Origin of the sequence: Sabulicella rubraurantiaca (assembly GCF_017355885.1) — a bacterium.
Classification (GTDB): domain Bacteria; phylum Pseudomonadota; class Alphaproteobacteria; order Acetobacterales; family Acetobacteraceae; genus Roseococcus; species Roseococcus rubraurantiacus.
Genome location: NZ_JAFEUU010000001.1, coordinates 344,085 through 369,023 on the forward strand (window position 1 = coordinate 344,085; position 24,939 = coordinate 369,023).

Sequence of the window (24,939 nt, forward strand, 5' to 3'; positions counted from 1 at the left end):
GCAAGGAAAAGCGCCCACCCGATGAAGATTGTCGCCTGCAACAGCAACCGGCCACTCGCACAGGCCGTCGCCGACATACTCGGGCTGAAGCTGACCGACGCCTCGGTGCGCCGCTTCGCCGACATGGAAATCTTCGTGGAGATCCACGAGAATATCCGCGGCGAGGACGTGTTCGTCATCCAGTCCACTTCCTATCCCGCCAACGACCACCTGATGGAGCTGCTGATCACGCTGGACGCGCTGCGCCGCTCCTCGGCGCGGCGGGTGACGGCGGTGGTGCCGTATTTCGGCTACGCTCGGCAGGACCGGAAGAGTGGGCCGCGCACCCCGATCAGCGCCAAGCTCGTTGCCAACCTCGTCACCCAGGCCGGGGCGGACCGGGTGCTGACCCTGGACCTGCACGCGGGGCAGATCCAAGGCTTCTTCGACATCCCGGTGGACAATCTCTACGCCGCGCCGCTCTTCGCGCGCGACATCCAGAGCCGCTATGCGGGGCGCGACCTGATGATCGTCTCGCCCGACGTGGGCGGCGTGGTCCGTGCCCGCGTGATCGCCCAGCGCCTGAATACCGACCTTGCGATCATCGATAAGCGGCGCCCGCAGGCGGGCGTTTCGGAGGTGATGAACGTGATCGGCGACGTGTCGGGCCGCGACTGCATCATCATCGACGACATTTGCGACAGCGGCGGGACGCATTGCAATGCCGCCGCGGCGTTGATGAAGAACGGCGCCCGCTCCGTCTCGGCCTATGTGACCCATGGTGTGCTGTCGGGGGCTGCCGTGCAGCGCATCGCCGATGCGCCGATCGAGGCGATGGTGGTGACCGACTCCATCGCGGCGACCGAGGCGGTGCAGCAGGCGGAGAACATCCGCCAGATCCCCATCGCCCCGCTTCTGGCCGAGGCGATGCGCCGGATCAGCGAAGAGGCCTCCGTTTCCTCGCTCTTCGACTGAGGCCCGGCTTCCGCCCCCGCGCCGGGACGGCTATGGCAGGTTGAGGGTTTCGGAGGCAGCAGCGGACCATGAAGCTCTATTATTCGCCGGGCGCCTGCTCGCTCGGGATTCACGTCATCCTGGAAGAAATCGGCAGGCCGTTCGAGACCGAGCTGGTCTCGACGCGCGACGGGTCGAACCGGAAGCCGGAATATCTAACCATCAACCCGAAGGCCAAGGTTCCGGCGCTGAGGCGCGACGACGGGACGGTCCTGACTGAATGGCCGGTCATCGCTTGGTGGCTCGCCAAGGCGAACCCGATGTCCAACCTGATCCCTGTGGAGTTCGAGGCGGAGACGCGCTGCCTCGAATGGATGGACTACCTGTGCGGCACGGTCCATCCGCAGGGTTTCACCCGCATCCTCCGCCCCAGCAACTTCGCGCGCGACGCCGAGGACGAGGCGCGAATCGTCGCCAAGGGCAAGGAGCTCGCGACCGGCTACCTGGAGACGATCGAGAAGATGTGGAAGGGCGGTACTTGGCTGCTGCCCACCGGCTACAGCATCGCCGATTGCGCGCTGTTCTTCATCGAGAACTGGGCGGCGGGCCGCGCAGGGTTGGAATTGCCGCCCCGCCTCAAGGCGCATTTCAAGGCCATGAAGGACCGCCCGGCTGTCGAGCGGGCGATGAAGCGCGAGGGAATTACCTAATGATGAAGCTTTACTACTCGCCCGGCGCGTGCTCGCTCGGCATCCATATGCTGCTGGAAGAGATCGGCGCGCCCTTCGAGGCAGTGATGACCAATCTCCGCGAGGGGGCGCAGTTCAAGCCCGAGTTCACCTCGGTGAACCCGAAATCCAAGGTGCCGACCCTGGCGCGCGAGGATGGCTCGGTCCTCACCGAGTTTCCGGCCATCGCCTTCTGGCTGGCTGCCAGCTACCCGAAGGCCGGTCTGATGCCGGACAGCGCCGACGCGGTGGCACGGGCGATCGAGGCGACGGATTACGCCGTGGCCACGGTGCACATGCAGGGCTTCTCCCGCATCTTCCGCCCGGTGAACTTCGCGCCGAGCGAGGCTGATCACGAGGCCGTGAAGGCACGCGGGACGGAGATCTTCACCAAGGGGCTGAAGAACCTCGACGCCGCGCTGGAGGGCCGGGACTTCTTCGCCGACAGCTTCTCCTTCGGCGATGCCGCACCCTTCTATATCTCCTTCTGGGCAGCGGAGCGGCTCAAGATGGAGCTTCCGGGCCGTCTGGCAGCGCATTACGCGTCGATGCGGGCGCGTCCCTCCGTCCAGCGCGCCCTGCAGCGCGAGGGCTTGGCTTGATCCTTTGGGTTTCGCCGCGCACCTCCTCCCTCGCCGCGCGCCTCGCCTTTGCGATGTGCGGCATGCCGGGGGAGGTGCGGGAGATCAGCCTGCGCGCTGGCGACGCCCGAAGCCCCGAGTTCATTGCCCTGAATCCCAAGGGACAGGTGCCCGTCCTCGAGCTTGAGGGCGGGATGGCTCTGACAGAGACGCCCGCCATCCTCATGGCGCTCGGCGAGATGTTCCCGGACTCCAACCTCCTCGGCACGTCTCGCGCGGAGCGCTGGCAAGTGATGGAGTGGCTCGCTTGGGTTGCCTGGACGGTTCCAGGCGCCTTCCTGCCAGGGTTCGACCCTGGCCGCTTCGGCCCGGCGCCCGCTGAGGAAGGCATTAGAAGCGCTGCCCTTGCGCGCGCCGACCTCGCGCTCGTCTATGCCGGTTCTCGCATCGAAGGGCGGGGCTGGGCGGTGGGCGGCACGCCAACCGCAGCCGATTGCTCGCTCGCCTTGCTGACAGTGCTGGGGGGCTTTCTGGGCATCGCACCGCCCGAAGCGCTGATGGCGCATCGCCGCCGCTTCTTCGCCCTGCCCGCCCTGCGGGACGCCCTGACCGCCGAAGGATTCGCCACGTGAGCCTTAACCCTGTCCCCTTCTGGTTCCTCCGCCACGGCGAGACCGACTGGAACGCCGAAGGCCGGTCTCAGGGTCAGACCGACATCCCGCTGAATGAGATCGGGATGTTGCAGGCGGAGCGCGCGGCCCGCGCGCTGGTGGGGCAGGGCATCGTCACGATCGTCTCCTCGCCCCTTTCCCGCGCCCGGGTCACGGCAGAGGTGGTGGCGAAGGCGCTCAACCTACCCATCGGCGCCCTGGACCCTGAACTGATGGAGGTCGCCTTTGGGGAGCAGGAGGGGCAGCCGATGGGCGATTGGTACGATGACTGGATCCGGGGCGACTTCACGCCCGAGGGATGCGAGCCCTTCGCTGACCTCCGCGCCCGCACGGCGCGGGCGATCAACCGTGCCACCGCCCTTCCCGGCCCCGTCCTGGTGGTGGCGCATGGCGCGCTGTTCCGCGCCTTCCGCTACGAGGCGGGGCTGGAGCCCAATGTCCGCACGCCGAACGCCTTGCCACTATGGTGTGAACCGAACGGGAATGGCTGGCGCCTCAACCCAGCCGACCTCTCGGGCTAAAGCAGGCCGCCCAGGATCCTTCCGCCCCTCATCGGCTCAGGTGCGCCGGTCGTGCCGGGAAAGCTGATCGGCAGGCCGCGTGCCGTGCGGGCCGCCAGCACGGCGAAGCATTGCGCCTCCAGCGCATCGCCGTTCCAGCCCGCGACCTCGACGGGCCGCACAGGCTCGGCCAGGGTAGCGGCAAGGGCGCGCATCATGGCCGGGTTGCGGCGCCCGCCGCCGGCTACCAGCCATTGCAGAGGCGGCTCGGGGAAATGCCGTGCGGCAGCAGCGACGCAGATCGCCGCGAAGGCGACCAGGGTAGCGGCACCATCCTGCGGTGACAGTTCATGCGCTCCGGCATCGCGCAGCGCGCGGTCGAAATCCAACCGATCCAGGGACTTGGGCGGGGGCTGGGCCAGGAAGGGATGGTTCATCAGCCGCCCCAGCACTGCACCATCCGCCTGCCCGGCCAAGGCGAGGTTCCCGTCCCGGTCGTAGTCCCGCCCGGCCGAACGCCGCGCCCAGTCATCGAGCGGCCCGTTCGCCGGCCCCGTGTCGAAGGCGAGGAGCGTGCCGTCACTGCCCAGGAAGGTGACATTGCCGACCCCGCCCAGGTTCAGCACCGCGAGCGGCTTCGGCAGGGCATGGGCCAGCGCTGCGTGGGCGATTGGCACCAGCGGCGCACCCTGCCCGCCCGCCGCCACGTCCGCCGAGCGGAAATCATGGGCGATCGACAGGCCGGTCAGGCGGGAGAGCGCGGCGGCATCGCCGATCTGCCAGGTGCGACCCTCTGCCCCATCAGCGTCGCCCGGCTGGCGCGGGCGGTGCAGGATTGTCTGGCCGTGGAAGGCCGCCAGTTCCGGCACCAGCAGCCCTGCGCGCTGGCCATCCAGGGCGATGCGGTTGATCGCCGCGGCGTGGCGCTCGGTCAGCCGCGCCTCGCAGTCGCGCAAGAAGGGGTCACCGGGCGAAAGGCCGGGCGCCAATTCGAGGAGGCGACGCAGGTCGCGGCGCAGGGCAGGCTCGTAGGGGACTGTGATGGCGGGGCCAAGCTGGGCGACTTTTTCGCCGTTTGTCTCGACCCAGGCAGCATCCACCCCGTCCAGCGAGGTGCCGCTCATCGTCCCGATGATTCTCAGCATCCCCGCATTGTGCTACCGCCGCGGTCTTTGCGCCATCGGGCGGGGTTTGGAATGAGCGGGCAGGATTTTCTCGACGTCGTGACGGAGCGGGGCTTCGTCCATCAGGTTACGGATGCGGAGGCGCTGCGGGCGTCGCTGCGTGCTGGCCCGGTGACGGGGTATATCGGGTTCGACGCGACGGCGGACAGCCTGCATGTCGGCCACCTCGTCCAGATCATGCTGCTGCGCTGGCTGGCCAGGACGGGCAATCGCCCGGTGGTTCTGATGGGCGGGGGCACGACCAAGATCGGCGACCCCTCGGGCCGCGACGAAACGCGGCAGATCCTCACCGAGGAACGGATCGAAGAGAACAAGGCGGGCATTCGCCGCGCCTTCGACGGTTTCCTCGAATTCGGCGAGGGGCCGGGCAAGGCGATCATGCTCGACAATGCCGAATGGCTGGACGAGCTGCGCTACATCCCCTTCCTGCGCGAGGTCGGGCGGCATTTCAGCGTCAACCGGATGCTGAGCATGGACAGCGTGCGGCTGCGGCTGGAGCGCGACCAGCCGCTGTCCTTTATCGAATTCAACTACATGCTTCTGCAGAGCTACGACTTCGTGGAGCTTCACAAGCGCCACGGCGTGACGCTGCAGATGGGCGGCTCCGACCAATGGGGCAACATCGTCATGGGCGCGGACCTCGTCCGGCGCATGAACAACACGGTGGTCCACGGCCTCACCGCGCCGCTCATCACCACGGCGTCGGGCGCCAAGATGGGCAAGACGGCGGGCGGCGCGGTCTGGCTGAACCCCGACCGGCTGAGCCCCTACGACTACTGGCAGTACTGGCGCAATGCCGAGGATGCTGATGTCGGCCGCTTCCTCGCCCTCTTCACCGACCTGCCGATGGCAGAGGTCCGGCGCCTGGGCTCGTTGAGCGGCGCGGAGATCAATGAGGCGAAGAAGGTCCTGGCGACGGAGGCCACCGCCCTTCTGCACGGCCGCGCCGCGGCGGAGGAAGCGGCGGAGACGGCACGGCGTGCCTTCGAGCAGGGCGAGGCCGCGGAAACCCTCCCCAGCATCACCCACCCCCTGCCCGCCCCGCTGCTCGACCTGCTGGTCGAGGCGAAGCTCTGCGCCTCGAAGGGCGAGGCTCGGAGGCTGATCGCCCAGAATGGGGTCCGCCTGGACGACGCGCCGATTTCCGATCCGGCGCTGATCGTGGAGGGGCCGGCCAAGCTCTCGGCCGGGCGCAAGCGGCACGTTCTGGTGAAGGCGGGCTAAAGGGGTCTATCCTCCGGCCAAAGTACCGGAGGAAACATGGAGCCGACTCTCGTGATCCGGGGCGGAACGCTGGTGGATGGCACCGGTGCGCCGCCCTACGACGCCGATATCGCGCTTTCGGGCGACCGCATCGCTGCCATCGGCCGGAACCTGTCCATCCCGCGCGGCGTGGAGGTGATCGAGGCCAAGGGACGCCTGGTCACCCCTGGCTTCGTGGACATCCACACCCATTACGACGCCCAGGCCACCTGGACCTCGAAGATCCTCTCCTCCTCCCTGCATGGCGTCACCACAGCGCTTCTCGGCAACTGCGGCGTCGGCTTCGCGCCCTGCCGGCCCGAGCATCGCGACATGCTGGTCGCCCTCATGGAGGGGGTTGAGGATCTGCCGGAGGTGGTGCTGACCGAGGGCCTGCCCTGGAACTGGGAAAGCTTCCCCGACTACCTCGACGCGCTCGATTCACGCCCCTACGACATGGACATCGCCGCCCAGGTTCCGCACGCAGCGCTCCGCGTGCACGTGATGGGACGGCGCGGCTTCGAACGTGAGCCTGCCACCGAGGCCGACCGCGCCGAGATGGCACGGCTGGCGCGCGAGGGCATTGCAGCAGGGGCGCTGGGTTTCTCCACCTCCCGCGCCATCGCCCACAAGACGCTGGCAGGGGAGCCGACCCCCACCCTCGGCGCGGCCGAGATCGAGCTGGCTGAGATTGGCAGGGCCCTCGGCGGCGGCTGGCTCCAAGTCATCTCTGATTTCGATGATCCAGCGGAGGAGGAGTGGGAGCGCCTGACCCGTGTCGTGCGGCTGGCGGGGCGCCCCATGACTTTCTCGCTCCTCCAGCGCGAATCCCGTCCCGATTTCTGGCGCTGGCTGCTGGACCGCGTTTCAGAAGCGAATGCGGAGGGCATTCGCGTCACCGGCCAGGTCATGGGCCGGCCGGTCGGCCTGATGTTCGGCTGGGAGCTGTCGCAGCACCCCTTCCTGACCCGCGCTGGTTATCGCGAGGTCGCCCATCTTCCAATTGACCAGCGCGTCGCCGCCTTGCGCGACCCGGCGCGCCGCGCCCGCATCCTGGCCGAGCAGACCGAAGATCCGGCGCTGCGTTCGCGCCTCAACAACTACGCCCGCATCTATCGCCTAACCCCGGATTACGAGCCGCCCCCCGAAGCTTCGGTGCTGGAGACTGCGCGGCGCGAAGGACGCGACCCTGAAGATCTCTGCTATGACTGGATGCTGGAGGAGGACGGCCGCGCCATCCTGAACCGGCCTCTGCTGAACTATGCGGACGGCAACCTCGACGCGATCCGCGAGATGGTAACCCACCCGCACACGCTGCTGGGCTTAGGCGATGGCGGGGCACATGTCGGCTATATCTGCGACGCCTCTGCGCCCACTCACCTCCTCACCCACTGGGTGCGCGACCGCGCGCGCGGGGGACGCCTCCCGGTGGAGTTCGCAGTGAAGCGCCTTTCTGCCGACAACGCCCATGCCATCGGTCTCCGCGACCGAGGATTTCTCAAATCCGGACTGAAAGCAGACCTCAATATCATTGATTTTGAAACATTGTCGCTGCATCGACCCGAAATGCGGTACGACCTCCCGGCCGGAGGCAAGCGGCTGGTGCAGGGTGCAACGGGCTATGATGCAACAATCGTTTCTGGGGCCGTCACGCGGCGCCATGGCGAGGAGACCGGGGCCTTGTCCGGCAAGCTGGTGCGGGGGACACGCGCATGACCCATAACCTTGTGATCCGCGGCGGGACCGTGATGGACGGGACCGGCGCCCCTGGCTTCCGCGCCGATGTGGCTGTGAAGGATGGCATGATTGTCGCGGTGGGCGACGTGCCGGGCCGAGGCGAGACGGAGATCGACGCTAGCGGCCATGTTGTCTGCCCCGGCTTCGTTGACCTTCACACGCATTATGATGGGCAGGCGGTGTGGGATTCTCACCTCGCCCCCTCCTCTTGGCACGGCGTCACCACCGTGCTCATGGGGAACTGCGGTGTCGGCTTCGCCCCTTGCCGCGCCGAGGACCGGGAGACGCTGATCCGCCTCATGGAAGGCGTGGAGGACATCCCCGGCCCCGTGCTGCACGAGGGGCTGAACTGGTCGTGGGAGAGCTTCCCCGAATACCTGGATGCGCTGGAGGCCCGCCCGCGCGATGTGGACACGGGCGTGCTGCTGCCGCACGCCGCAGTCCGCGTCCACGTCATGGGGGAGCGTGCCCTGGCGTTGGAGAACGCCACCGAGGCGGAAGCGGAAGCCATGGGCCGCATCGCAGGTGAGGCGATTGCCGCCGGCGCTTTCGGGGCCTCGACCAGCCGCACCATCAGCCACAAGACCCTCGCCGGCGATCCGACGCCGACGCTGCGAGCGCAGGAGTCCGAGTTGCTGGCGCTGACCCGAGGCATGGGCGGCGGCCTGCTGGAAGTGATCTCGGACTGGAACGAGCCGGATCCTGCGACCGAATTCGCCATGGTCCGCCGCATTCATGAGGCGTCCGGACGCCCGGTCCTATTCAGCCTGACCGCGCGACATGATCGCACGGAAGCGTGGAAGGAATTGCTGGCCTTGTCAGACGGCGCGGCGAGCGACGGGCTTTCCATCCGCCCGGTCTTTCCGCCGCGGCCCATCGGCATTCTGCTCGGGCTTCAGGGAAGCCAGAACCCGTTCTCGGGCTGCCCGTCCTACAAGGAGATCGCCCACCTTCCGCCCGAGCAGCGCGCAGCGGCGATGCGCGACCCGGACCTACGCACCCGCATTCTGTCCGAAGACCGGGTTACCGGTTCCAGCTTCCCACTGATCACCAGATTGTCCTGGGCGCGCATGTTTCCCTTCGGCGATCCCCCTAACTATGCGCCGCCACGAGAGGCCAGCCTGGAAGCTCAAGCAGCACGCGAAGGACGCTCACCGGAGGAGGTAGCCTACGATCTGCTCGTCTCCGGCGGATGGATCTTCGCGCCGCTGACGAACTTTGCCGACTATACCCTTGATGCATCGGCAGAATGCATGCGGCACCGCAATGCCATCATCGGGCTTGGCGATGGCGGCGCCCATGTCGGGTTCATTTCCGATGGGAGCTTTCCGACCTACGTCCTTGATTATTGGGCGAAACAAGGCTTTGCGCTTGAGGAACTGATCCGGCGTCAAACCTCCGACACGGCTCGTGCTATCGGCCTAATAGACCGTGGCGTGGTCACACCCGGCATGCTGGCCGATCTGAACGTGCTGGACCCATCGCGGCTCGGACTGGAGGCACCCTTCATGGCCCACGACCTACCGGCCGGGGGCAAGCGGCTCCTACAACGGTCGCGCGGCTATCGCGCCACGATCAAGCGAGGCCGTGTGACCTACCGGGACGGCCGTGCCACGGGCGAACTTCCCGGGAAGCTGCTCAGGCGCGGACGCTGAGTGCGGCTTCTACTCGCAGCGCGGCGTCCAGCGCCGCGCGCCCGGCCCTCCCATCCGCTTCATAGGGGTGCGCCCCAGCGATGGCGGCACGGAAGGCGTCGTGCTCGGCCTCCAGACTGTCATGCTCGACCCATGACCGGCTGGTGACGCCCCAGCCGGGAAGTTGCTCCATGGGCTGGGCGCCGCCAGGCGCGACGAAATCGAGGGTGCGGGCCAGGAAGTCCACCCGAAGTTCACCTTCGGGTCCGAGGGCGCGGAGGCGCCGCTCCAGGCCGACAGCGAGGCGGCTTGCCGTGACGGTCGCCCGCGTCCCGTCAGTAAGAAGGAGATGGGCCACGGCCCAATCCGTCTGCTCGCTCACTGCACGACCGCCTACTGCCTCGACCCCCGCCAGCTCCGCGCCCGTGAGGGCCAGTACCAAGTCGAGGTCATGGATCATCAGGTCCAGCACGACCGACACGTCCAGCGAGCGGGGCCGGAAAGGCGCAACTCGCACCGCCTCTAGGGCACGCAGGCGCCGCCCCGCGCATTCGGCCCGGAGGGTGCGAATCGCCGCGGAATGACGCTCGATCTGCCCGACCATGAGGACGAGACCCTTGCGCGCTGCCAGGGCGATCAGCGCGTCTGCCTCCTCAAGCGTTGCAACAATGGGTTTCTCCACCAGCACGTGGCGTCCGGCCTCCAGGGCGCGGCTGGCAAGGGCGAAATGATGGGACGTCGGGGCCGCGACGATTACAGCGTCAGATCGGTCGATCAGCGCGTCCAGGGCCAGTGCCTCTGTCCCCGCCTCGCTAGCCACGAGGGCGGCGCGGGATGGGTTCGGGTCGTGGAGGCCGGACAGGCCGCGGCCCTTCAGCTTCAAGGTGTGGAAGCGGCCGAAATGGCCAGCGCCGATCACGCCGATGCGGGGATTCATGTCCCCCCGGTAGCCGAAAGGGGACCGGGCTTGCATCCCCCCCCTCCCCTCGTCATGTTCCGCCCGAATCCCGGACGCGGGAGACCCCAAGGGGATATGGTTCGGTCATGATGTATTTCGCGCGGTGGAAGCAGGCCGCGATTCTTCTCGTCTGCCTCCTGGGCATGCTGGTGAGCCTGCCCAACCTGCTGCCGCGTGCCAGTTTCCCCGACTGGTTCCCGGTACGGCAGGTCGCGCTCGGCCTCGACCTTCGTGGTGGCTCCTACCTGCTGCTTGAGGTGGACACCTCCGTCCTTCTGCGCGAGCGGCTTGAGGGCCTCGTCGAGAGTGCGCGCCGCGGACTGAACCAGGCCACTCCCCGCGTCGGCTACACGGGGCTTTCCGCCAATGCGGACCAGCGTCGGGTCCAGCTTCGCCTGACCGATCCCGCTCAGCGCGACGTCGCGCTCCGCGTGCTGCGTGACATGGCCAATTCCGTGAATGTCGGCGGCGGCGCGACGCAGCCCGATATCGAGGTCGTGGCCGCCGCGGACGGGCTCATCACCGCGACGGTGACCGAGGCGGGGCTGCGCGCCAAGGCGACCAACGCGGTGGAGCAGTCCATCGAGATCGTCCGCCGCCGCATCGACGAGACAGGCGTGGTCGAGGCGCTGATCGCCCGCCAGGGCGCGAACCGCATCCTGGTCCAGCTGCCTGGTGTCGAGGATCCTGCGCGCATCAAGGATCTGCTGGGCCGCACGGCCCGCATGACCTTTCACCTTCTGGACGACACGGCGAACCTTTCCGCTGCGACGCCGCCGCCGGGTGTGCTGTTCCTGCAGGGTGAGCGCGCTGGTTCGGAGGAGCGCTACGCCGTGCGCCGCCGCGTGGAGGTGGATGGTGCGAACCTCTCCGATGCCCGCGCCGCGCAGGATTCGCGCACGGGTGAGTGGGTGGTGAATTTCACCTTTGATGGCGTCGGAACCCGTCGCTTTGCCGAGGTGACGCGGCAGAATGTGGGCCGCCCCTTCGCCATCGTCCTCGATGAAAAGGTGATCACCGCCCCCGTGATCCGCGAGCCCATCACGGCCGGGCGCGGGCAGATCAGCGGTTCCTTCACTGTTCGCACCGCGAACGACCTCGCTGTGCTGCTGCGCGCGGGTGCCCTCCCCGCCCCGCTCACCGTGATCGAGGAGCGGACCGTCGGGCCGGAGCTCGGCGCGGACGCGATCCGTGCCGGCATGATCTCCATGGCTGTCGGCACGGTGGTGGTGTTCCTCTACATGGGTCTTGCCTACGGCCTGTTCGGCTGGTTCGCGAACATCGCACTGCTCTTCAACATCGTGCTGCTGATCGCCTGCCTGACCCTGCTGGAGGCGACGCTGACCCTGCCGGGCATTGCCGGCATCGTTCTGACGCTCGGCACGGCGCTCGATGCCAACATCCTCATCAATGAGCGCATCCGCGAAGAGGTGAAGCTCGGTCGCTCCCCGATCAATGCGCTGGAGGCCGGCTACACCAAGGCATCCGGCACCATCCTGGACGCCAACCTCACCAACCTGATCGCCATGGCCTGCCTCTACGGCTTCGGCTCCGGTCCGGTGCGCGGCTTCGCCGTGACCGTGGCGATCGGCACGATCGTGCAGATGTGGACCGCGACGGTGCTGACGCGCCTGATGGTGGTGTGGTGGTATCGCGCCCGCCGCCCGAAGGAACTGCCGGTGATCGAGCGGCCTGGCCTGTCCCTGGGCCAGCGCCTCGCCCGGCCGCTCTTCCGGCTGGTCCCCGACATCACCCGCATCCCCTTCATGAAGGGCGCACGCGTGGGCCTGATGGTCTCGGCCGTCCTGTCCCTCGCCTCGCTGGCAGGCGCCTTCTATCCGGGGCTGGAGAAGGGCATCGACTTCAAGGGCGGCATCGTGATGGAAGTGCGGACCGAGCAGCCTGCCGACCTCGCGCGGCTGCGCTCCGCGGTGTCGGCCCTCAATGTGGGCGACGCGGGCCTGCAGCAATTCGGCGACGACCGAACCATCCTGCTGCGGCTGCCCGCCCCAGAGGACGAGGCGCAGACCCAGCCCGTGGTGAACCGCGTGCGTGGCGCCCTGGAGGAAGCCAGCCCAGGGGTCCGCATCCTGCGCGTCGAGGCGGTGGGCAATCGCATCTCTGACGAGTTGTTCCGGGGCGGGCTGATCGCGCTCGGCATCAGCCTTGTCGCGATGCTGCTCTACATTTGGGCGCGGTTCGAGTGGCAGTTCGGCGTGGCCGGGATCATCACGCTGATCCTCGACACCACCAAGACCATCGGCTTCATGGTTCTGTTCCAGGTTGAGTTCAACCTGACCACCATTGCCGCCATTCTGACCGTCGTGGGCTTCAGCGTGAATGACAAGGTCGTGGTCTTCGACCGGATGCGCGAGAACCTCCGCAAGTTCAAGACGATGCCATTGCGCGACCTCGTGGATCTCTCGATTGACGAGACGCTGAACCGTTCGCTCGGCACCTCCATGACCCTGCTGCTTTCCGCGCTTCCGCTCGCGCTGTTCGGCGGTGAGACACTGGCGGGCTTCGCCTGGGTGATGGTGTTCGGCATCGTCGTGTCCACCTCCTCCTCGGTGTTCATCGCGGCACCCATCGTGCTCTACACGGGGCGCCGGTCGCTGCGACGTGCCGAGGCTGATACTTCCCGTCCGGGCGCCGCTCCGGCGGCTCGCTGAATCGTGGGGACAGGCGGCACCGTCATCGTCGCCTCCAGCCCCGCCCTGCGCGAGGCGGCTATCCTGGCGGTGCGGCGCAGTGGTCTGGCGGACCCTGTCCTGCTCGGCGATGACGCGGCGCTGCTCCGTGCCGTCGTCGCACAGATCGGGGGGTTCGGACGCATCCTCATCGAGCGGGGCCTGCCGGGCTTCGGCGCCGAGTTAGTCGATGCGCTGGCCGAGGCATCACCGCAGGCCGTGATCTCGGTCCTGGAGTCGGATGCAGGTCCGGAAGCGGTGACGACACTGCTTGCCAGTTCCAATACGCCGGAGGAGCCACCCACCCCACCCCTGCGCCCTGGTGGTCTGATGCTGCGCTACCAGCCCATCGTGTCGCTGCGCGATGGGCGGATCGAGATGGTCGAGGCCCTGGCTCGCTGGGCGAGCGAACCGGTTGCGGTGACGCCTAATCACTTCGTCCCGGCCATCGAGTTCATGGGGCTGGGCCGCGTCCTGGCCAGGGCGGTCACGCGCCTTGCAACCCAGGACATGGCGCGGATGCCCTGGCCCGTCTGCGTGACTGTTAATCTCTCAGTGGCGGAATTCGAACGGCGCGACGTCGCCTCCTGGCTTGCCCTGGAGTCGCGCCGCGCCCGCCTTCCCGCGTCGCGGCTTGCCATCGAACTGACCGAGGCCACTCCGGTGCGTGACGTGTCACGTCTTGCCCACGCCCTGCGTCGCCTGCGCGCGGCAGGGCATGAGGTTCTGATGGACGACGTGATCCTGGATGATCCGCGCCGCCGCCTGCTCCACCTGCCATTCACCGGGGTAAAGCTTGACCGCAGCCTGACGCGCCTCGCCCGCACCAGCGCTCGGGCCCGCAACCAGATCCGGTCCCTGTGCGGAACGGGGCTGGCCGTGACGGCGGAAGGGATATCGTCGCGCGGCGAGGCACGATTGCTCCGCGCCCTGGGCGTCAGGCGCGGCCAGGGCTTCTGGCTGGCGCGACCCTTGCCGGCCCAGGCCCTGGCGGCCTGGGCGCAGCGCAGCGTCAGTCAGCCGCGGAAAGCGCGGCCGTAGAGCTCCTGGATTTCCCCGGCATCCGGCACGCGTGGATTATTGGACGGTGACCCGGAGGCAAGCGCCTGCTCCGCCATGGTGGGCACCAGAGCATTCCACCGCGCCTCCTCGATCCCCCAGGCGGCCGGGCTCGGCACTTCCAGCTCCCGGTTCAGGGCGCGCAATTCCTCCAGAAGGCGGGATCCCGCCACTTGGTCGGCATCTGTGCCCGAGGCGACGCCCATGCAGCGCGCTGCCTCGGCATAGCGCGTCAGCGCGGAGTTCAGGCCGAACTCCGTCACGGCGGGAAGGAGCATCGCGTTCGAAAGGCCGTGCGGCACGTGGAAATGCGCGCCGATGGGCCGCGACATGCCATGCACCAGCGCGACCGACGCGTTCGAGAAGGCAAGCCCCGCCAGCGACGCGCCGAGCATCATGTCCTCGCGCGCCTTCGCGTCGTCCGGGCGATGCCACACGTCGCGCAGGCGGGGCCCGATCAGCCGCATCGCCTCCCGCGCATACATGTCGCTCACAGGATTGGCGCGGCGGGAAACGAAGGCCTCCAGCGCATGCGTCAGGCTGTCGATGCCGGTATCGGCGGTAATGCGCGGGGGCACCGTAAAGGTCAGCTCGTAATCCACTATGGCGGCGAGCGGCAGCGCACCCAGCCCAGCGATCAGCATCTTCTCGTCGCGCTCAGCATCGGTGATGACCGTGAAGCGAGTCGCCTCGCTGCCCGTGCCGGCCGTGGTGGGAACGCAGACAATGGGCAGCGCCCAGCGATCAGCGGCGAAGGGCACCTTGAACTCACGCATCTTCGCGCCCTCGGGCGCGGCCGCCAGGATCGCCATGGCCTTGGCCGTGTCCATCGGGCTGCCGCCGCCGAAGCCCACCAGCACGTCGAAGCCGCCGCTGCGCAGCAGTGCCACACCAGCTTCCACCACCGTGTCGGTCGGATCGGGCACGGTGTCGCTGAAGACCTCGGGCGCCATGCCGGCGGAGCGCAGCGGGGCCAGCAGCTTCTCCACAGTGCCGGAGCGGACCATCCAGGGATCGGTCACCACCAGGGGCCGAGAGAGTCCAAGCTGGCGCAGCAATTCGCCAGCGCGCGAAAGGCTGCCGCCGCCGACCAGCATCTGGCGGGGGGCGACGATGGCAGTGGTCATGGCGTTCCCTGTCTCCGTCCCGCCTCGGCAAAGAGGGCGAGGCGGCGCGCCGCATTCGGCGCGAGGCCGCCGGAAAAGTCCAGCCCGGCCGGGGGAAGCTCGTCGCGGAAATGGCACGCCACGCCATCTTCCAGCGCTGGGTCCTCCTTCGCGCAGATCTCCTGTGCGAAGGGGCAGCGCGTGCGGAAACGGCAGCCCGAAGGCGGGTTCAGCGGTGAGGGCAAATCGCCGCCCAAAGGCACGATGCGCCCGCGCCGCGCCGGGTCGGGATGCGGGATCGCCGCCAGCAGGGCGCGGGTGTAGGGATGGCGCGGATTGCGGAACAACTCGTTCTTTTCCGCCACCTCGACGATGCGGCCGAGATACATCACCGCCACGCGGTCCGCGACGTGCTTCACCACCGCCAGGTCGTGCGCGATGAACAGGTAGGCCAGGCCGAGGCGGCGTTGCAGATCGCGCAGCAGGTTCACCACCTGCGCCTGGATAGAAACGTCGAGCGCCGAAACCGGTTCGTCGCACACCACCAAATCCGGCCCGGCCGCCAGGGCCCGAGCGATGCCGATGCGCTGCCGCTGCCCACCCGAGAACTCATGCCCGTATCGGGCGGCATGGTAGGGCGCCAAGCCCACGAGGGAGAGCAGCTCCTCCACCCGCGCCTTGCGGCTTCGCCCGTCGCCGATGCCGTGCACCTCCAGTGGCTCGCGCAGCGTCTCCGCCACAGTAAAACGCGGGTTCAGCGAGGCGTAGGGATCCTGGAACACGATCTGGGCGCGACGGCGGAAGGCGCGCAGCGCGGCGCGGTCCAGCGTGGTGATGTCCACCCCGTCGAAGCGCACATGGCCGGCGCTAGGCTCGATCAAGCGCAGGACCAGCCGCGCGGTAGTGCTCTTGCCGCACCCCGACTCGCCGACCAGCGCCAGCGTCTCGCCCTTGCGGACCGAGAAGGAAACGCCGTCCACCGCGCGCACCGTGCCGACCGTCTTGGCACGGATGAGGCCTTGGCGGACCGGATAATGCTTGGCAATGCCTTCGGCTTCCAGAAGCGCCGTCATGCCGCGAGGGCCTTCTCAATCGGCGCACGGATGCAAGCCGCGCCATGTCCCTCGGCCACGGGAAGCAGGGGCGGCTGGGCTTCGTTGCAAGCGGCGATGGCGAAGGGGCAGCGCGGCGCGAAGCGGCAGCCGGGCGGTAATGCGAAGGGCGGCGGCACCGCGCCACGGATGGCGAGCAGGTCTTCCCGCTCCTCGTCGAGACGCGGAATGCTGCCGAGAAGCCCGAGCGTGTAGGGGTGTTGCGGGTCGTCGAACAGGCGACGGGCGTCTGTCTGCTCCACCACCTTCCCCGCATACATCACTGCTACGTCATCGGCCATTTCCGCCACGACGCCGAGGTCGTGGGTGATGAGGATAACCGCCATGCCGGTCTCGGCCTGCAACTCGCGCAGGAGGTCGAGGATTTGTGCCTGTACCGTCACATCCAGCGCCGTCGTCGGCTCGTCCGCGATCAGCAGCTTAGGCCTCCCGGCCAGAGCCATGGCGATCATGACGCGCTGGCGCATGCCTCCGGAAAGCTGATGCGGATACTCGTCGAAGCGTCGCTCCGGCGACGGGATGCGGACGCGGCGCAGCGCCTCAATTCCCCGGGCACGCAGCTCGGCGGCGGAGAGCCCTGGCTCGTGCGCGCGCACGCCTTCGGTGACCTGGAAGCCGACCGTGTGCACCGGGTTCAGGCTGGTCATCGGCTCCTGGAAGATCATGGCAATGTCGCGCCCGCGCAGGTCGCGCATGGCAGCGGGCGAGAGGGTGGTCAGGTCCTTCCCTTCCAGACGCACGCTGCCGGCGGCAATGCGCCCAGGATGCGCAACGAGCCGCATGATGGAAAGCGACAGCACGGACTTGCCGCAGCCGCTCTCGCCCACGATGCCGAGGGTTTTGCCACGCTCCACCGAAAGGGAGACGCCGTCCACCGCCGGTACCTCCCCCGCACTGGTGCGGAAGACGGTGCGGAGACCCTCGACCTCCAGAAGCGGCGTCATAGCCACTTGAAGGTCGGCGCGGCGATGCGGTCCACAGGCCGGTGCGCCCAGTCCTGCGTTGGAGCATTGCCCACCACGCGCTTCTGGGCCTCGGCGAGATGAGCCGCTGCCTGCTCGAAATCGATGGTCAGCACCTTGCCGTCGCCCACGACCTTCTCGCCATCCACGTAGACATCCTTCACGGCGCGATCGCCCGCGGCGTAAATCAGGCTGCGCACCGGGTCATGGCGCGGCTGCATCCGGGGGTGGGCCGCGTCCACCAGCACGATGTCGGCTCGGCAGCCAGGCGAGAGGCGCCCGATATCATCGCGCCCCAGCGCGCGCGCGCCACCGATTGTGGCGGCGTCGAACACATCCGTCGTGCTCATGGTTCGCGGATTGCCCGCCTGGGTGCGTGCCAGATACGCAACCAGTCGCAGCTCATCCAGCATGTTGTGCGGGTATGTGTCCGTGCCGATGCCGAGATTCACGCCACCGCGCCGGTAGCGTCCAAAATCCTTCAGCGTGATGCCGCGCCGCGCGAAGACGGTCGGGCAATGCGCGACCGTAGCCCCCGTCTCGGCGAGGATGCCGAGGTCGCTGTCGGTGTGCCAGCGCGTGGAGGGATGGTCGTCCAGGAAGATGCCGTGGCCGATGATCGCCTTCTCGTCCAGCAAACCCATCTCGTGGAGCCACTGGATGGGGGTGAAGCCGTGGCGCCGGGTGATCTCGTGGAACTCGACCACGGACTGCGCCGCGTGGATCTGCCACGAGATGCCGCGCGCCCGCGCCTCGGCCCGGCTGTCACGCAGGAGCTCGGGCGAGCAGGTGTCGATCTGCGCCGGGCAGGCCATTCCGAAGAGGCGGCCGGACGGGTGCTGCTCCGCCCGCTGGATGAGGTTGAAGGCCTCGTCCATCGCCTTCACGCCGGCCTTCTCATCCCATTCGTATTCGACGACATGGCCATTCTTCGTGAACCAGCGCGCCGAGCGGAACATGGGGGCGATGCAGACACGCATTCCTGCCTCGGCCAGAAGATCCAGCCAGCCGGGATGCGCCACGGACAGGTCGGCGAGCGTTGTCACGCCTGACAGCAGAAGTTCCGACAAGGCGACGCGCACGCAATCCGGCACCGCCTCCGAGTCCGCGCGGAAGATCGGCATGAACTCGTAGAGCGAGGAATTGTAGAGACCGGGCGAGCCGATCTCGTCCAGCAGCCCCTTGTTCATCGGCTCGCTGCTCGGGTGGGAATGGATGTTGACGAGGCCGGGCATGACCATGAGCCCGGCCCCGTCGATCTCCGTATCCGCTGGCCCGTCATAACCCCGCCCGACGAAGCGAATGACGCCGTCCTCGAAGGCGAGGTCCGCGTCCGGCATGTAGGCATGCCGCTTCTCGGACGCGTCCCACGCGACGATGAGTTCCGCATTGCGGATGAGAGTGGCGGGCATGGCGATTACCTCACAGTCCGGATGTCGAGGCCCTTGTAGACCCCTGCCCCATAGAGCCCATGGGCGCGCGCACCCTGGATGCGGTTGGAGGCGAAGAGGTTGAGCTGCGTCCGCGCAACGGTCAGCCACGGCGCCTGCTCAGCCAGCTGACGCTGGATCAAGGCGGCGTAACGGGCGCGGTCCTCTGGGTTCAAGGCGGAGCGCGCTGATTCCAGCCACTGATCGGTCTGCGGGTCGGCCCAGTTCATGCGGTTCGGCGTCGGGCGGTTGCGGCTGTGCCAGTAAAGGCTCAGCGCGTCCGTCGCGGAGACATACGGGTAGCTCAGGAAGAAGGCGTCGAACTCCTGCGTCGCCAGCCGCCCCCAGGCCACGGTCGCATCGAAGAGCTGAATCCGCATCTCGATGCCGACCTGCCGCAGCGCCTGCTGGATGATCTCGCCCATACGCTGGTTGTCGAGGGTGTTGATCGCGTAGAGCAGGAAGGTCGCTCGCTGCCCGTCCTTCACCCGGACGCCGTCAGGGCCAGCGCGCCAGCCCGCCTCTTCCAGCGTGCGGATCGCCGCGGCGCGGTCGAAAGCGGGGACGAGGCGGTCCGACTCTGCGTCGTAGTCCAGCGCATTCGGATTCACGATGTTGCGAGCGGCCTCGGCCTGACCGGCCCAGACCGCGCGCACCAAGGCGGCCCGATCCACGGCCATGTGCACGGCACGGCGGATGGCGACGTCGTTCGCCACGGGCTTGTCCACCTTGAAGCCCATGAACACGTCCCAGAAGTAGTTGGGCTGGCGCAGGCGCTGCACCGTTGGGACGCGTGACAGAGGCTCGACGAAGGCGGCCGGGATGTACTGCGTTATATCGGCCTGGCCAGCCTGAAGCGCCGCCACGCGGGACGCCGCTTCGGGGATCACACGCCAGGTCACGCGCTCGATCTGGGCGGGGCCACGGTTCTGGTAGAATTCAGGACCCCAGCGGTAGTTCTGGTGCCGGGTCAAGACCAACTCGTTGCGCGGGGTCCAGTTGCCCCAGCAGAACGGACCGGTGCCATTGAAGCCTTGCACGCCGAAATTGTCTCCCAGCCGCTCCACCGTCGCAGGATCGATCGCAGAGGCGAAGAACAGCGTGAGCTGGGACAGGAGTTCGCTGAAGGGCTGGTTCAGCTCGTAGCGCAGCGTGTGGTCGTCCACCGCGCTGATTTCCTTCACATCGCCCGCGCGCCAGGCGACGGGCGAGGTGATGCGCGGCTGGGTGCGGCCGATCCAGCGATTGAGGCTGAAGGCCATGTCGCGTGCGGTGAAGGGCTTGCCGTCGCAGAAGGTGACATCGCGCCGCAGGTGGAAAGTGTAGACGAGCCCGTCCGGCGAAACGTCCCAGCGCTCGGCGAGGAGCGGCCGGATGGTCCGCATGTCGAAATCCATCGCGACCAGAGTGTCAGACAGCATGGTCATAACCTCGCCGGTGGCGAGGGCGGTGGAGCGGTGCGGATCGTAGCGGTCGGCGTCGATCTCCCGCATGATGACGACTTGGTTTCGCGCCGGCGCCTGGGCCTGGGCGACGCCACCAAGGCCGATAGCGGCAAGCCCGGCGAGGGTGGCGCGTCGAAGCATCGCTCTCATCTCTTGGTCTCCCTGCGGATTCAGATTCTGAGCCGGGGGTCGAGCGCGTCGCGCAGCGCATCCCCCAGCAGGTTGAAGGCCAGCACGATCACGAAGATCCCGACGGAGGGGATCACGCTGATATGCGGCGCGATGAAAAGGAAGTTCCTTCCTTGCGCTGCCATTGCCCCAAGCTCTGCGAGCGGCGGCTGCGCGCCGAGCCCCAGGAAGGACAGTGCCGAGCCCAGCAGGATCACCTGTCCAAGCCGCAAGGTGGAAAAGACGAAGATCGCGGAAAGGCAGTTGGGAGCTAGATGTCGCCAGATCAGCCGCGCATCGCTCATGCCGATCGCGCGCGCCGCCTCAATATAGTCGAGCCCCATGACGACGAGGGCCGAGCCACGCACGATGCGCGCCATCAGCGGGATCGTGGCGATGGAGAGGGCGATCACCACGCTCGTTTCGCCAGGTCCGAAGATGGCCGCGAGCGCCAGGCCGAACAGGATGGCTGGGAAGGACAGGAGAATGTCCATCAGCCGCATCAGCGTGCCGTCGGCGCGGCGATAGAAGGCGGCGCAGAACCCGACTACTGCACCGATCACACCACCGATAATGAGGGACGCGAGCCCCATCGCAAGGGTGACGCGCAGCCCGTAGAGCATTCGCGCCAGGATGTCCCTGCCCTGCCCGTCCGTGCCGAGCCAGTAGATCTCGTTCGGCGGTTGCATGATCGCCAGCAGGTCGGTCTCGTACGGGTCGCGGGGAGAAATCCAGGGCGCCACCAGCGCGACCAGCAGGATCAGCACGACGAGGACGAGGCTGATCGTTCCGCCCACGTCGCGCAGCAGCATACGAAGCACGGAGGGCTTGCGCGGCGCCTCGGTCGCGGTCGTCACGGCGGCGCTCACGACTGCCGCACCCGCGGGTCGAGCGCTCCGTAAAGCAGGTCAACGACCAGGTTGATCACGATGAAGCCCGCCGACAGGACGATGATGGTGCCCTGCGCCATGGGAAAGTCAGAGGAAAGGATCGCGCCCACGGCGAGCCGCCCGACCCCAGGCCACGAGAAGATCGTCTCCGTGACCACCGCCCCGCCGAGGAGGAAGCCGATCTGCAGACCGATCAGCGTGACGACCGGGATGAGCGCGTTCCGCAGGGCGTGGCGCCGCACGACAATGCCTTCGTTCAGCCCTTTGGCGCGGGCCGTCCTGACATGCTCGGCGGAGAGCGCGTCCACCACGGCGGTGCGCGTCATGCGCGCGACCGGCCCGACGAAGACGCCGCCCAGGGTGATCGCGGGCAGGATCACCGCCAGGATGCCATCCAGCGTCCAGAGCGGCCCACCGCGTCCAGTGAAGGGAAGAAGCTGCCACTGGAAGCCCACCAGCCAGATCAGCAGCAGCCCCAGGAAAAACACCGGCACCGACACGCCGGCCACGCTGAACGCCATGACGATGCGGTCAATGAAGGAGCCGCGCCAGTAGGCAGCGACCGTCCCCATCGCAATGCCAAGCGGGATCGACCAGATCAGCGACGCGAACATCAGCTCGAGCGTCGGCCCGATCGTGCTGCCCAGTTCCTGGCTGACCGGCACGTTGTTGATGATGGACACGCCCAGATCGCCCTGGGCGAGGCGTGCGACGTAGAGCACGAACTGCTTCCAGATCGGCTCGTCGAGCCCGAGCTCGGTGCGGATGGCGGCCACCACCTCAGCGGTGGCCTGGGGGCCGGCGCGCACCGTCGCAGGGTCGGTAGGGACCACCTGCATCAGCAGGAAGCCGATCAGCAGCACGCCGAACAACACCGGCAGGGCAAGGAGGAGGCGTTGCGCGGCGTGGCGGAGCATCAGCCCATCTCCCTGTGCCGGTCGTGGATCACCGTGCCGCCATGCAGAGTCAGGTCGCAGCGCGTGGCGAGGATCTCCGCAGGGTCTGCCGTCAGGATGTCGCGGTCCAGGACCGCGATGTCGGCATCCATTCCCGGCTCGAGCGTGCCTCGGCTGCCTTCGGCGAAGGTGCTGTAGGCGCCGCACCAGGTATAGGCATGCAGCGCCTCCTCGATCGTGAGGCGCTCCTCCGGACCCATCACGCGGCCCTGCGCCGTTTCGCGCGTGACCATGACGTGCAGGTTGCCGAACGGGTCCACATTCGACACCGGGCTGTCGCTGCTGGCGCTGGGATGCTGACCCTCATCCATCCAGGTCTTCATCGGATAGGCGCGCATGGCGCGCTCCGGACCGAGGACCTTCAGGTAGGTCTCGCCGAACTCGCGCATGAAGACAGGCTGCGGAACGGGCAGGATGCCGCGCGCCTTCATGCGGCGGCGCTGGTCGCGGGTCACGAAGCCACAATGTTCGATGCGGTGGCGGCGCTCCGGCGTCGCGCCGGCTTCCTCCATGGCGGAAAGCACCTGCTCGATCGCCGCGTCGCCGATGGCGTGGATGTCGAGCTGCCAGCCCTGCTCATGATAGCGGGAAAGGAGTTCGCGCATCGTAGCGTCGGGGAAGGTGAAGACGCCGGTGCCGCCGGGCAGGTACGGGTCGAAGAAGGCGGCGGTGAGGCCGCCCGCGCTGCCATCGGCGAAGACCTTCACCGCACCGTAGCGCAGCATCTCAGCCGCATCGCCGCCCGGAAGCCAGGGACGCAGGCCGGATTCCCACGCCTCAGCAGCGATGCCTTCCGGGTTTCCGGCCAGGACCATCCACATGCGCTGCACGACCCTGGCACGGCGATAGGCCGCCAGCTCGGCCATGCCGCCGGACATGCCCACGTTCATGTCGGTCGCCGAGGCGAAGCCGAGCGAAGCAAGGTGCTGGCCCGCCGCTTCAATTGCCTCGGCCATGACGGCTTCATCCGGGGCGGGCATGGCGCGCTTTACCATCCCCATCGCGCGTTCCTGGATGAGGCCAGTGAGACGCCCCTTCTCGCGCACGATGACGCCGCCCTCGGGATCGGGGGTGTTGTGGCCGATGCCCGCGAGACGCAGCGCGGCGCTGTTCGCCACGCCCATATGGCCGCAGGTCCGCGTGATGAAGACCGGGTGATCCGGCACGGCCCGGTCGAGTTCGGCCACGTCGGGGTGGCGGCTGATGTCGAGCGCTGTGTGGTCGTAGCCGGTCCCGAGCACCCACTGCCCCTTGGGCGTCCTGGCCGCCGCCTCGCGCAGGCGTGTCAGCACCTCGTCGAGCGAACGCACCTCTTCGGCGCGGAGGCGGACCTGCCGCAGCCCCAACCCGAAGGGGAGGAGATGCATATGTGCCTCGTTGAAGGCTGGAATCAGCAGCCTTCCCCCGAGATCCACCACCTTCGTGTCCGGTCCCGCCAGGTCGCGCGACCCGCCAAGCGCTACCACCTTGCCCCCAGCGATCGCGATGCCATCGGAGACGCCGCCCGCGAGGCCACGGAACACCTTGCCGTTCGTGAAGAGTATCTCGGCTTGCACGCTAACCTCTGTTCCCGGACGGGTGAATGCTCATGCGATGATGAAGCCGCGTCAACTCTGACGACATGTCGGGATACCGGAAGCGCCGTCCTTTCTGCCTCCGCAACGGGCCGTCCTGCCCGCACGGAAGGCAGGAGGATCAGCCGCGGCCGCGGGTGAGCGCTAGGCGCTGCGGCGGGGTGCCAGTCGCAGCCGATGCGAGGCGCTGCCGCAGCGCCTCCGGCCATGGGGTGACGCGGCGGCGATGGAGGTCCACGCAGAGGTAGAGCACCTCATGCGCGCTCGCGGTCCAGCCTTCCTCCCAGTGGAACATGCGGTGACGGACCAGGAGGCGCTTTTCGTCTGCGGCGAGCACCTCGCTCTCTGCCCCGATCGGCATGCCCTCGGTCATCTCGCGCTGGTAATCGAGCCACGCTTCGGCAGCGAAGGTGCCTAGGCCGGATTCGCGCAGCGCGGTGCCCAGGCCGAGATGCGGCCAAAGCCGGTCGGTCTGGGCGTCGTAGGTGACCAGATAGTAGCCCATGTTCAGGTGGCGATACCCATCAACCCATTCGGGCTTCACCCGAGTGAGGGGCTGGCGCCACCGGAAGATCCCGTTCTCGACCTCCGGGACGGGGCCATCCTCAATGAATGTCATCGCTCTTGGCCAGGGCCTCGCGCAGCTTGGCGATGTCGAAATCCGAACGCTTCGCCATGTCCAGGATCACCGCTTCCTTGCGGCTGAGGAGGTCGATGGCCGCAGGGAGCTGCTTCACCGCTTCCGCAGGGATCGTCACGGCGCCGTGGCGGTCGGCGTGGATGATCTCGTCGTGCTGGACGCTCATGCCGTGGATGCTGACCGGGCGCCCCCAATCCACGATGTGCACGAAGGCGTGGGACGGATTCACAACGCCCAGAAGCTGGAAATCGGGCGCGATCATGTCGAGGTCGCGGAAGGAGCCATTGGAGACGCAGCCCAGCGCGCCGAGCCCCTTGTGGACGTTGGTGTTCACCTCGCCCCAGAAAGCGCCGGTGCCCGGCACGTCATCCAGATCCTGCAGCGCCACTATCACCGGCAGATCATGCTCGGCGACGTACTCGTACCAGCCGATGCGGGCGGTGCGGTCCATCTCCTTGGTACGCCCGGAGGGGTGCGCGGCGCGAATCGTCCCGGTGCGTGCGGGGCCGCAGATCGGCGCCATGGAGGGGAAGGCCACATCGAAGCGCCGCACCGTGAAGCCGTGCGAGCGGCGTGCCGGCACCACGATTTCCAGCGCGTTGCAGATGGTGGGCGTGTCCCAGGCGCAGAGCGCGTCGAGATCTTCCTTGGTATAAGGGCGCTGGGCCATGCGTCGTCTCCTCCGAACCCGCGCATCGAAGAACGGCGCGGCCCGGACGGCAAGTCCGGCTGGTGACAT

The 24,939-nt window shown here is 67.9% G+C and carries 22 protein-coding genes; 10 read left to right on the plus strand and 12 right to left on the minus strand.

Translation table 11 applies throughout. The features are described 5' to 3' along the window. Nucleotides 1–21: 21 nt before the first annotated feature. The 5 genes from JTJ31_RS01735 to JTJ31_RS01755 all read left to right on the plus strand — a co-directional run bounded on the left by JTJ31_RS01735 (nt 22) and on the right by JTJ31_RS01755 (nt 3,434). Complete coding sequence (locus JTJ31_RS01735; RefSeq protein WP_207536869.1) at nt 22–954, plus strand: ribose-phosphate pyrophosphokinase; 933 nt, start codon at nt 22–24, stop codon at nt 952–954. Between the two features lie 68 nt (nt 955–1,022). Next, the gene (locus JTJ31_RS01740) at nt 1,023–1,643 is read left to right on the plus strand and encodes a glutathione S-transferase family protein (protein ID WP_207536870.1); all 621 of its coding nucleotides are present in this window, start codon (nt 1,023–1,025) and stop codon (nt 1,641–1,643) included. Then, entirely contained in the window at nt 1,643–2,263 is a 621-nt protein-coding gene (locus JTJ31_RS01745; RefSeq protein WP_236019765.1) for a glutathione S-transferase family protein, read from the plus strand. Before JTJ31_RS01740 ends, JTJ31_RS01745 begins: the two co-directional genes overlap by 1 nt. Continuing rightward, entirely contained in the window at nt 2,260–2,874 is a 615-nt protein-coding gene (locus JTJ31_RS01750; RefSeq protein ID WP_207536871.1) for a glutathione S-transferase family protein, read from the plus strand. Before JTJ31_RS01745 ends, JTJ31_RS01750 begins: the two co-directional genes overlap by 4 nt. Further along, the gene (locus JTJ31_RS01755) at nt 2,871–3,434 is read left to right on the plus strand and encodes a histidine phosphatase family protein (RefSeq protein WP_207536872.1); all 564 of its coding nucleotides are present in this window, start codon (nt 2,871–2,873) and stop codon (nt 3,432–3,434) included. The genes JTJ31_RS01750 and JTJ31_RS01755 overlap by 4 nt, the downstream gene beginning before the upstream one ends. Here JTJ31_RS01755 and JTJ31_RS01760 read toward each other — a convergent pair. Then, the gene (locus JTJ31_RS01760) at nt 3,431–4,555 is read right to left on the minus strand and encodes an anhydro-N-acetylmuramic acid kinase (protein ID WP_207537292.1); all 1,125 of its coding nucleotides are present in this window, start codon (nt 4,553–4,555) and stop codon (nt 3,431–3,433) included. The two genes, JTJ31_RS01755 and JTJ31_RS01760, sit on opposite strands and share 4 nt — an antisense overlap. 54 nt (nt 4,556–4,609) lie before the next feature. On the opposite strand from JTJ31_RS01760, the gene tyrS reads away from it, so the two are divergent. The 3 genes from tyrS to JTJ31_RS01775 are packed head-to-tail and all read left to right on the plus strand — an operon-like array spanning nt 4,610 to nt 9,231. Next, nucleotides 4,610–5,821 carry a tyrosine--tRNA ligase gene (tyrS, locus tag JTJ31_RS01765; protein ID WP_207536873.1) on the plus strand — a complete coding sequence of 404 codons (1,212 nt, stop codon included), beginning with the start codon at nt 4,610–4,612 and terminating at the stop codon, nt 5,819–5,821. A gap of 36 nt (nt 5,822–5,857) precedes the next feature. Then, the gene (locus tag JTJ31_RS01770; protein WP_207536874.1) at nt 5,858–7,555 is read left to right on the plus strand and encodes an N-acyl-D-amino-acid deacylase family protein; all 1,698 of its coding nucleotides are present in this window, start codon (nt 5,858–5,860) and stop codon (nt 7,553–7,555) included. Continuing rightward, the gene (locus JTJ31_RS01775) at nt 7,552–9,231 is read left to right on the plus strand and encodes an N-acyl-D-amino-acid deacylase family protein (protein WP_207536875.1); all 1,680 of its coding nucleotides are present in this window, start codon (nt 7,552–7,554) and stop codon (nt 9,229–9,231) included. Before JTJ31_RS01770 ends, JTJ31_RS01775 begins: the two co-directional genes overlap by 4 nt. On the opposite strand, the gene JTJ31_RS01780 is transcribed toward JTJ31_RS01775, so the two are convergent. Then, complete coding sequence (locus JTJ31_RS01780; RefSeq protein WP_236019766.1) at nt 9,215–10,183, minus strand: Gfo/Idh/MocA family protein; 969 nt, start codon at nt 10,181–10,183, stop codon at nt 9,215–9,217. The two genes, JTJ31_RS01775 and JTJ31_RS01780, sit on opposite strands and share 17 nt — an antisense overlap. 71 nt (nt 10,184–10,254) lie before the next feature. Between JTJ31_RS01780 and secD the strand changes: the two genes are divergently transcribed. Both secD and JTJ31_RS24435 read left to right on the plus strand, forming a co-directional pair. Beyond that, entirely contained in the window at nt 10,255–12,840 is a 2,586-nt protein-coding gene (gene secD, locus JTJ31_RS01785) for a protein translocase subunit SecD (RefSeq protein ID WP_207536876.1), read from the plus strand. A 3-nt stretch (nt 12,841–12,843) separates the two neighbouring features. Further along, nucleotides 12,844–13,899 carry an EAL domain-containing protein gene (locus tag JTJ31_RS24435; RefSeq protein WP_207536877.1) on the plus strand — a complete coding sequence of 352 codons (1,056 nt, stop codon included), beginning with the start codon at nt 12,844–12,846 and terminating at the stop codon, nt 13,897–13,899. Here JTJ31_RS24435 and JTJ31_RS01795 read toward each other — a convergent pair. From JTJ31_RS01795 to JTJ31_RS01840, 10 genes are all read right to left on the minus strand, one after another. Next, a complete protein-coding gene (locus JTJ31_RS01795; RefSeq protein WP_207536878.1) occupies nt 13,875–15,044 on the minus strand; it encodes an iron-containing alcohol dehydrogenase in 1,170 nt (389 codons plus the stop codon). The genes JTJ31_RS24435 and JTJ31_RS01795 overlap by 25 nt on opposite strands. Next, nucleotides 15,041–16,096: an ABC transporter ATP-binding protein gene (locus tag JTJ31_RS01800; RefSeq protein WP_207536879.1), complete on the minus strand. Its 1,056-nt coding sequence runs from the start codon at nt 16,094–16,096 to the stop codon at nt 15,041–15,043. Before JTJ31_RS01800 ends, JTJ31_RS01795 begins: the two co-directional genes overlap by 4 nt. Further along, nucleotides 16,093–17,079 carry an ABC transporter ATP-binding protein gene (locus JTJ31_RS01805; RefSeq protein ID WP_207536880.1) on the minus strand — a complete coding sequence of 329 codons (987 nt, stop codon included), beginning with the start codon at nt 17,077–17,079 and terminating at the stop codon, nt 16,093–16,095. The genes JTJ31_RS01800 and JTJ31_RS01805 overlap by 4 nt, the downstream gene beginning before the upstream one ends. Beyond that, nucleotides 17,076–18,509, minus strand: coding sequence for an amidohydrolase family protein (locus tag JTJ31_RS01810; RefSeq protein WP_207536881.1), 1,434 nt, complete (start codon nt 18,507–18,509; stop codon nt 17,076–17,078). The genes JTJ31_RS01805 and JTJ31_RS01810 overlap by 4 nt, the downstream gene beginning before the upstream one ends. A 5-nt stretch (nt 18,510–18,514) precedes the next feature. Next, nucleotides 18,515–20,122 (minus strand): ABC transporter substrate-binding protein, encoded by a 1,608-nt coding sequence (locus tag JTJ31_RS01815; RefSeq protein ID WP_207536882.1) that lies wholly within the window; start codon nt 20,120–20,122, stop codon nt 18,515–18,517. Nucleotides 20,123–20,142: 20 nt separating this feature from the next. Continuing rightward, nucleotides 20,143–20,997 (minus strand): ABC transporter permease, encoded by an 855-nt coding sequence (locus JTJ31_RS01820; RefSeq protein WP_328805640.1) that lies wholly within the window; start codon nt 20,995–20,997, stop codon nt 20,143–20,145. An 8-nt stretch (nt 20,998–21,005) separates the two neighbouring features. Beyond that, a complete protein-coding gene (locus JTJ31_RS01825; protein ID WP_207536883.1) occupies nt 21,006–21,947 on the minus strand; it encodes an ABC transporter permease in 942 nt (313 codons plus the stop codon). Next, the gene (locus JTJ31_RS01830) at nt 21,947–23,542 is read right to left on the minus strand and encodes an amidohydrolase (RefSeq protein WP_207536884.1); all 1,596 of its coding nucleotides are present in this window, start codon (nt 23,540–23,542) and stop codon (nt 21,947–21,949) included. Before JTJ31_RS01830 ends, JTJ31_RS01825 begins: the two co-directional genes overlap by 1 nt. 139 nt (nt 23,543–23,681) lie before the next feature. Continuing rightward, on the minus strand, nt 23,682–24,179 hold the full coding sequence (locus JTJ31_RS01835; protein ID WP_207536885.1) for a thioesterase family protein: 498 nt from the start codon (nt 24,177–24,179) through the stop codon (nt 23,682–23,684). After that, nucleotides 24,166–24,870, minus strand: coding sequence for an RraA family protein (locus JTJ31_RS01840; protein ID WP_207536886.1), 705 nt, complete (start codon nt 24,868–24,870; stop codon nt 24,166–24,168). The genes JTJ31_RS01835 and JTJ31_RS01840 overlap by 14 nt, the downstream gene beginning before the upstream one ends. Nucleotides 24,871–24,939: the final 69 nt, after the last annotated feature.

Coding starts and splice junctions, on each gene's coding strand:
- JTJ31_RS01735 (WP_207536869.1), top strand. CDS start 22: ATGAAGATTGTCGCCTGCAACAGCAACCGGCCACTCGCACAGGCCGTC.
- JTJ31_RS01740 (WP_207536870.1), top strand. CDS start 1,023: ATGAAGCTCTATTATTCGCCGGGCGCCTGCTCGCTCGGGATTCACGTC.
- JTJ31_RS01745 (WP_236019765.1), top strand. CDS start 1,643: ATGATGAAGCTTTACTACTCGCCCGGCGCGTGCTCGCTCGGCATCCAT.
- tyrS (WP_207536873.1), top strand. CDS start 4,610: ATGAGCGGGCAGGATTTTCTCGACGTCGTGACGGAGCGGGGCTTCGTC.
- JTJ31_RS01770 (WP_207536874.1), top strand. CDS start 5,858: ATGGAGCCGACTCTCGTGATCCGGGGCGGAACGCTGGTGGATGGCACC.
- JTJ31_RS01775 (WP_207536875.1), top strand. CDS start 7,552: ATGACCCATAACCTTGTGATCCGCGGCGGGACCGTGATGGACGGGACC.
- JTJ31_RS01780 (WP_236019766.1), bottom strand. CDS start 10,183: ATGCAAGCCCGGTCCCCTTTCGGCTACCGGGGGGACATGAATCCCCGC.
- secD (WP_207536876.1), top strand. CDS start 10,255: ATGATGTATTTCGCGCGGTGGAAGCAGGCCGCGATTCTTCTCGTCTGC.
- JTJ31_RS01795 (WP_207536878.1), bottom strand. CDS start 15,044: ATGACCACTGCCATCGTCGCCCCCCGCCAGATGCTGGTCGGCGGCGGC.
- JTJ31_RS01800 (WP_207536879.1), bottom strand. CDS start 16,096: ATGACGGCGCTTCTGGAAGCCGAAGGCATTGCCAAGCATTATCCGGTC.
- JTJ31_RS01805 (WP_207536880.1), bottom strand. CDS start 17,079: ATGACGCCGCTTCTGGAGGTCGAGGGTCTCCGCACCGTCTTCCGCACC.
- JTJ31_RS01810 (WP_207536881.1), bottom strand. CDS start 18,509: ATGCCCGCCACTCTCATCCGCAATGCGGAACTCATCGTCGCGTGGGAC.
- JTJ31_RS01815 (WP_207536882.1), bottom strand. CDS start 20,122: ATGAGAGCGATGCTTCGACGCGCCACCCTCGCCGGGCTTGCCGCTATC.
- JTJ31_RS01825 (WP_207536883.1), bottom strand. CDS start 21,947: ATGCTCCGCCACGCCGCGCAACGCCTCCTCCTTGCCCTGCCGGTGTTG.
- JTJ31_RS01835 (WP_207536885.1), bottom strand. CDS start 24,179: ATGACATTCATTGAGGATGGCCCCGTCCCGGAGGTCGAGAACGGGATC.
- JTJ31_RS01840 (WP_207536886.1), bottom strand. CDS start 24,870: ATGGCCCAGCGCCCTTATACCAAGGAAGATCTCGACGCGCTCTGCGCC.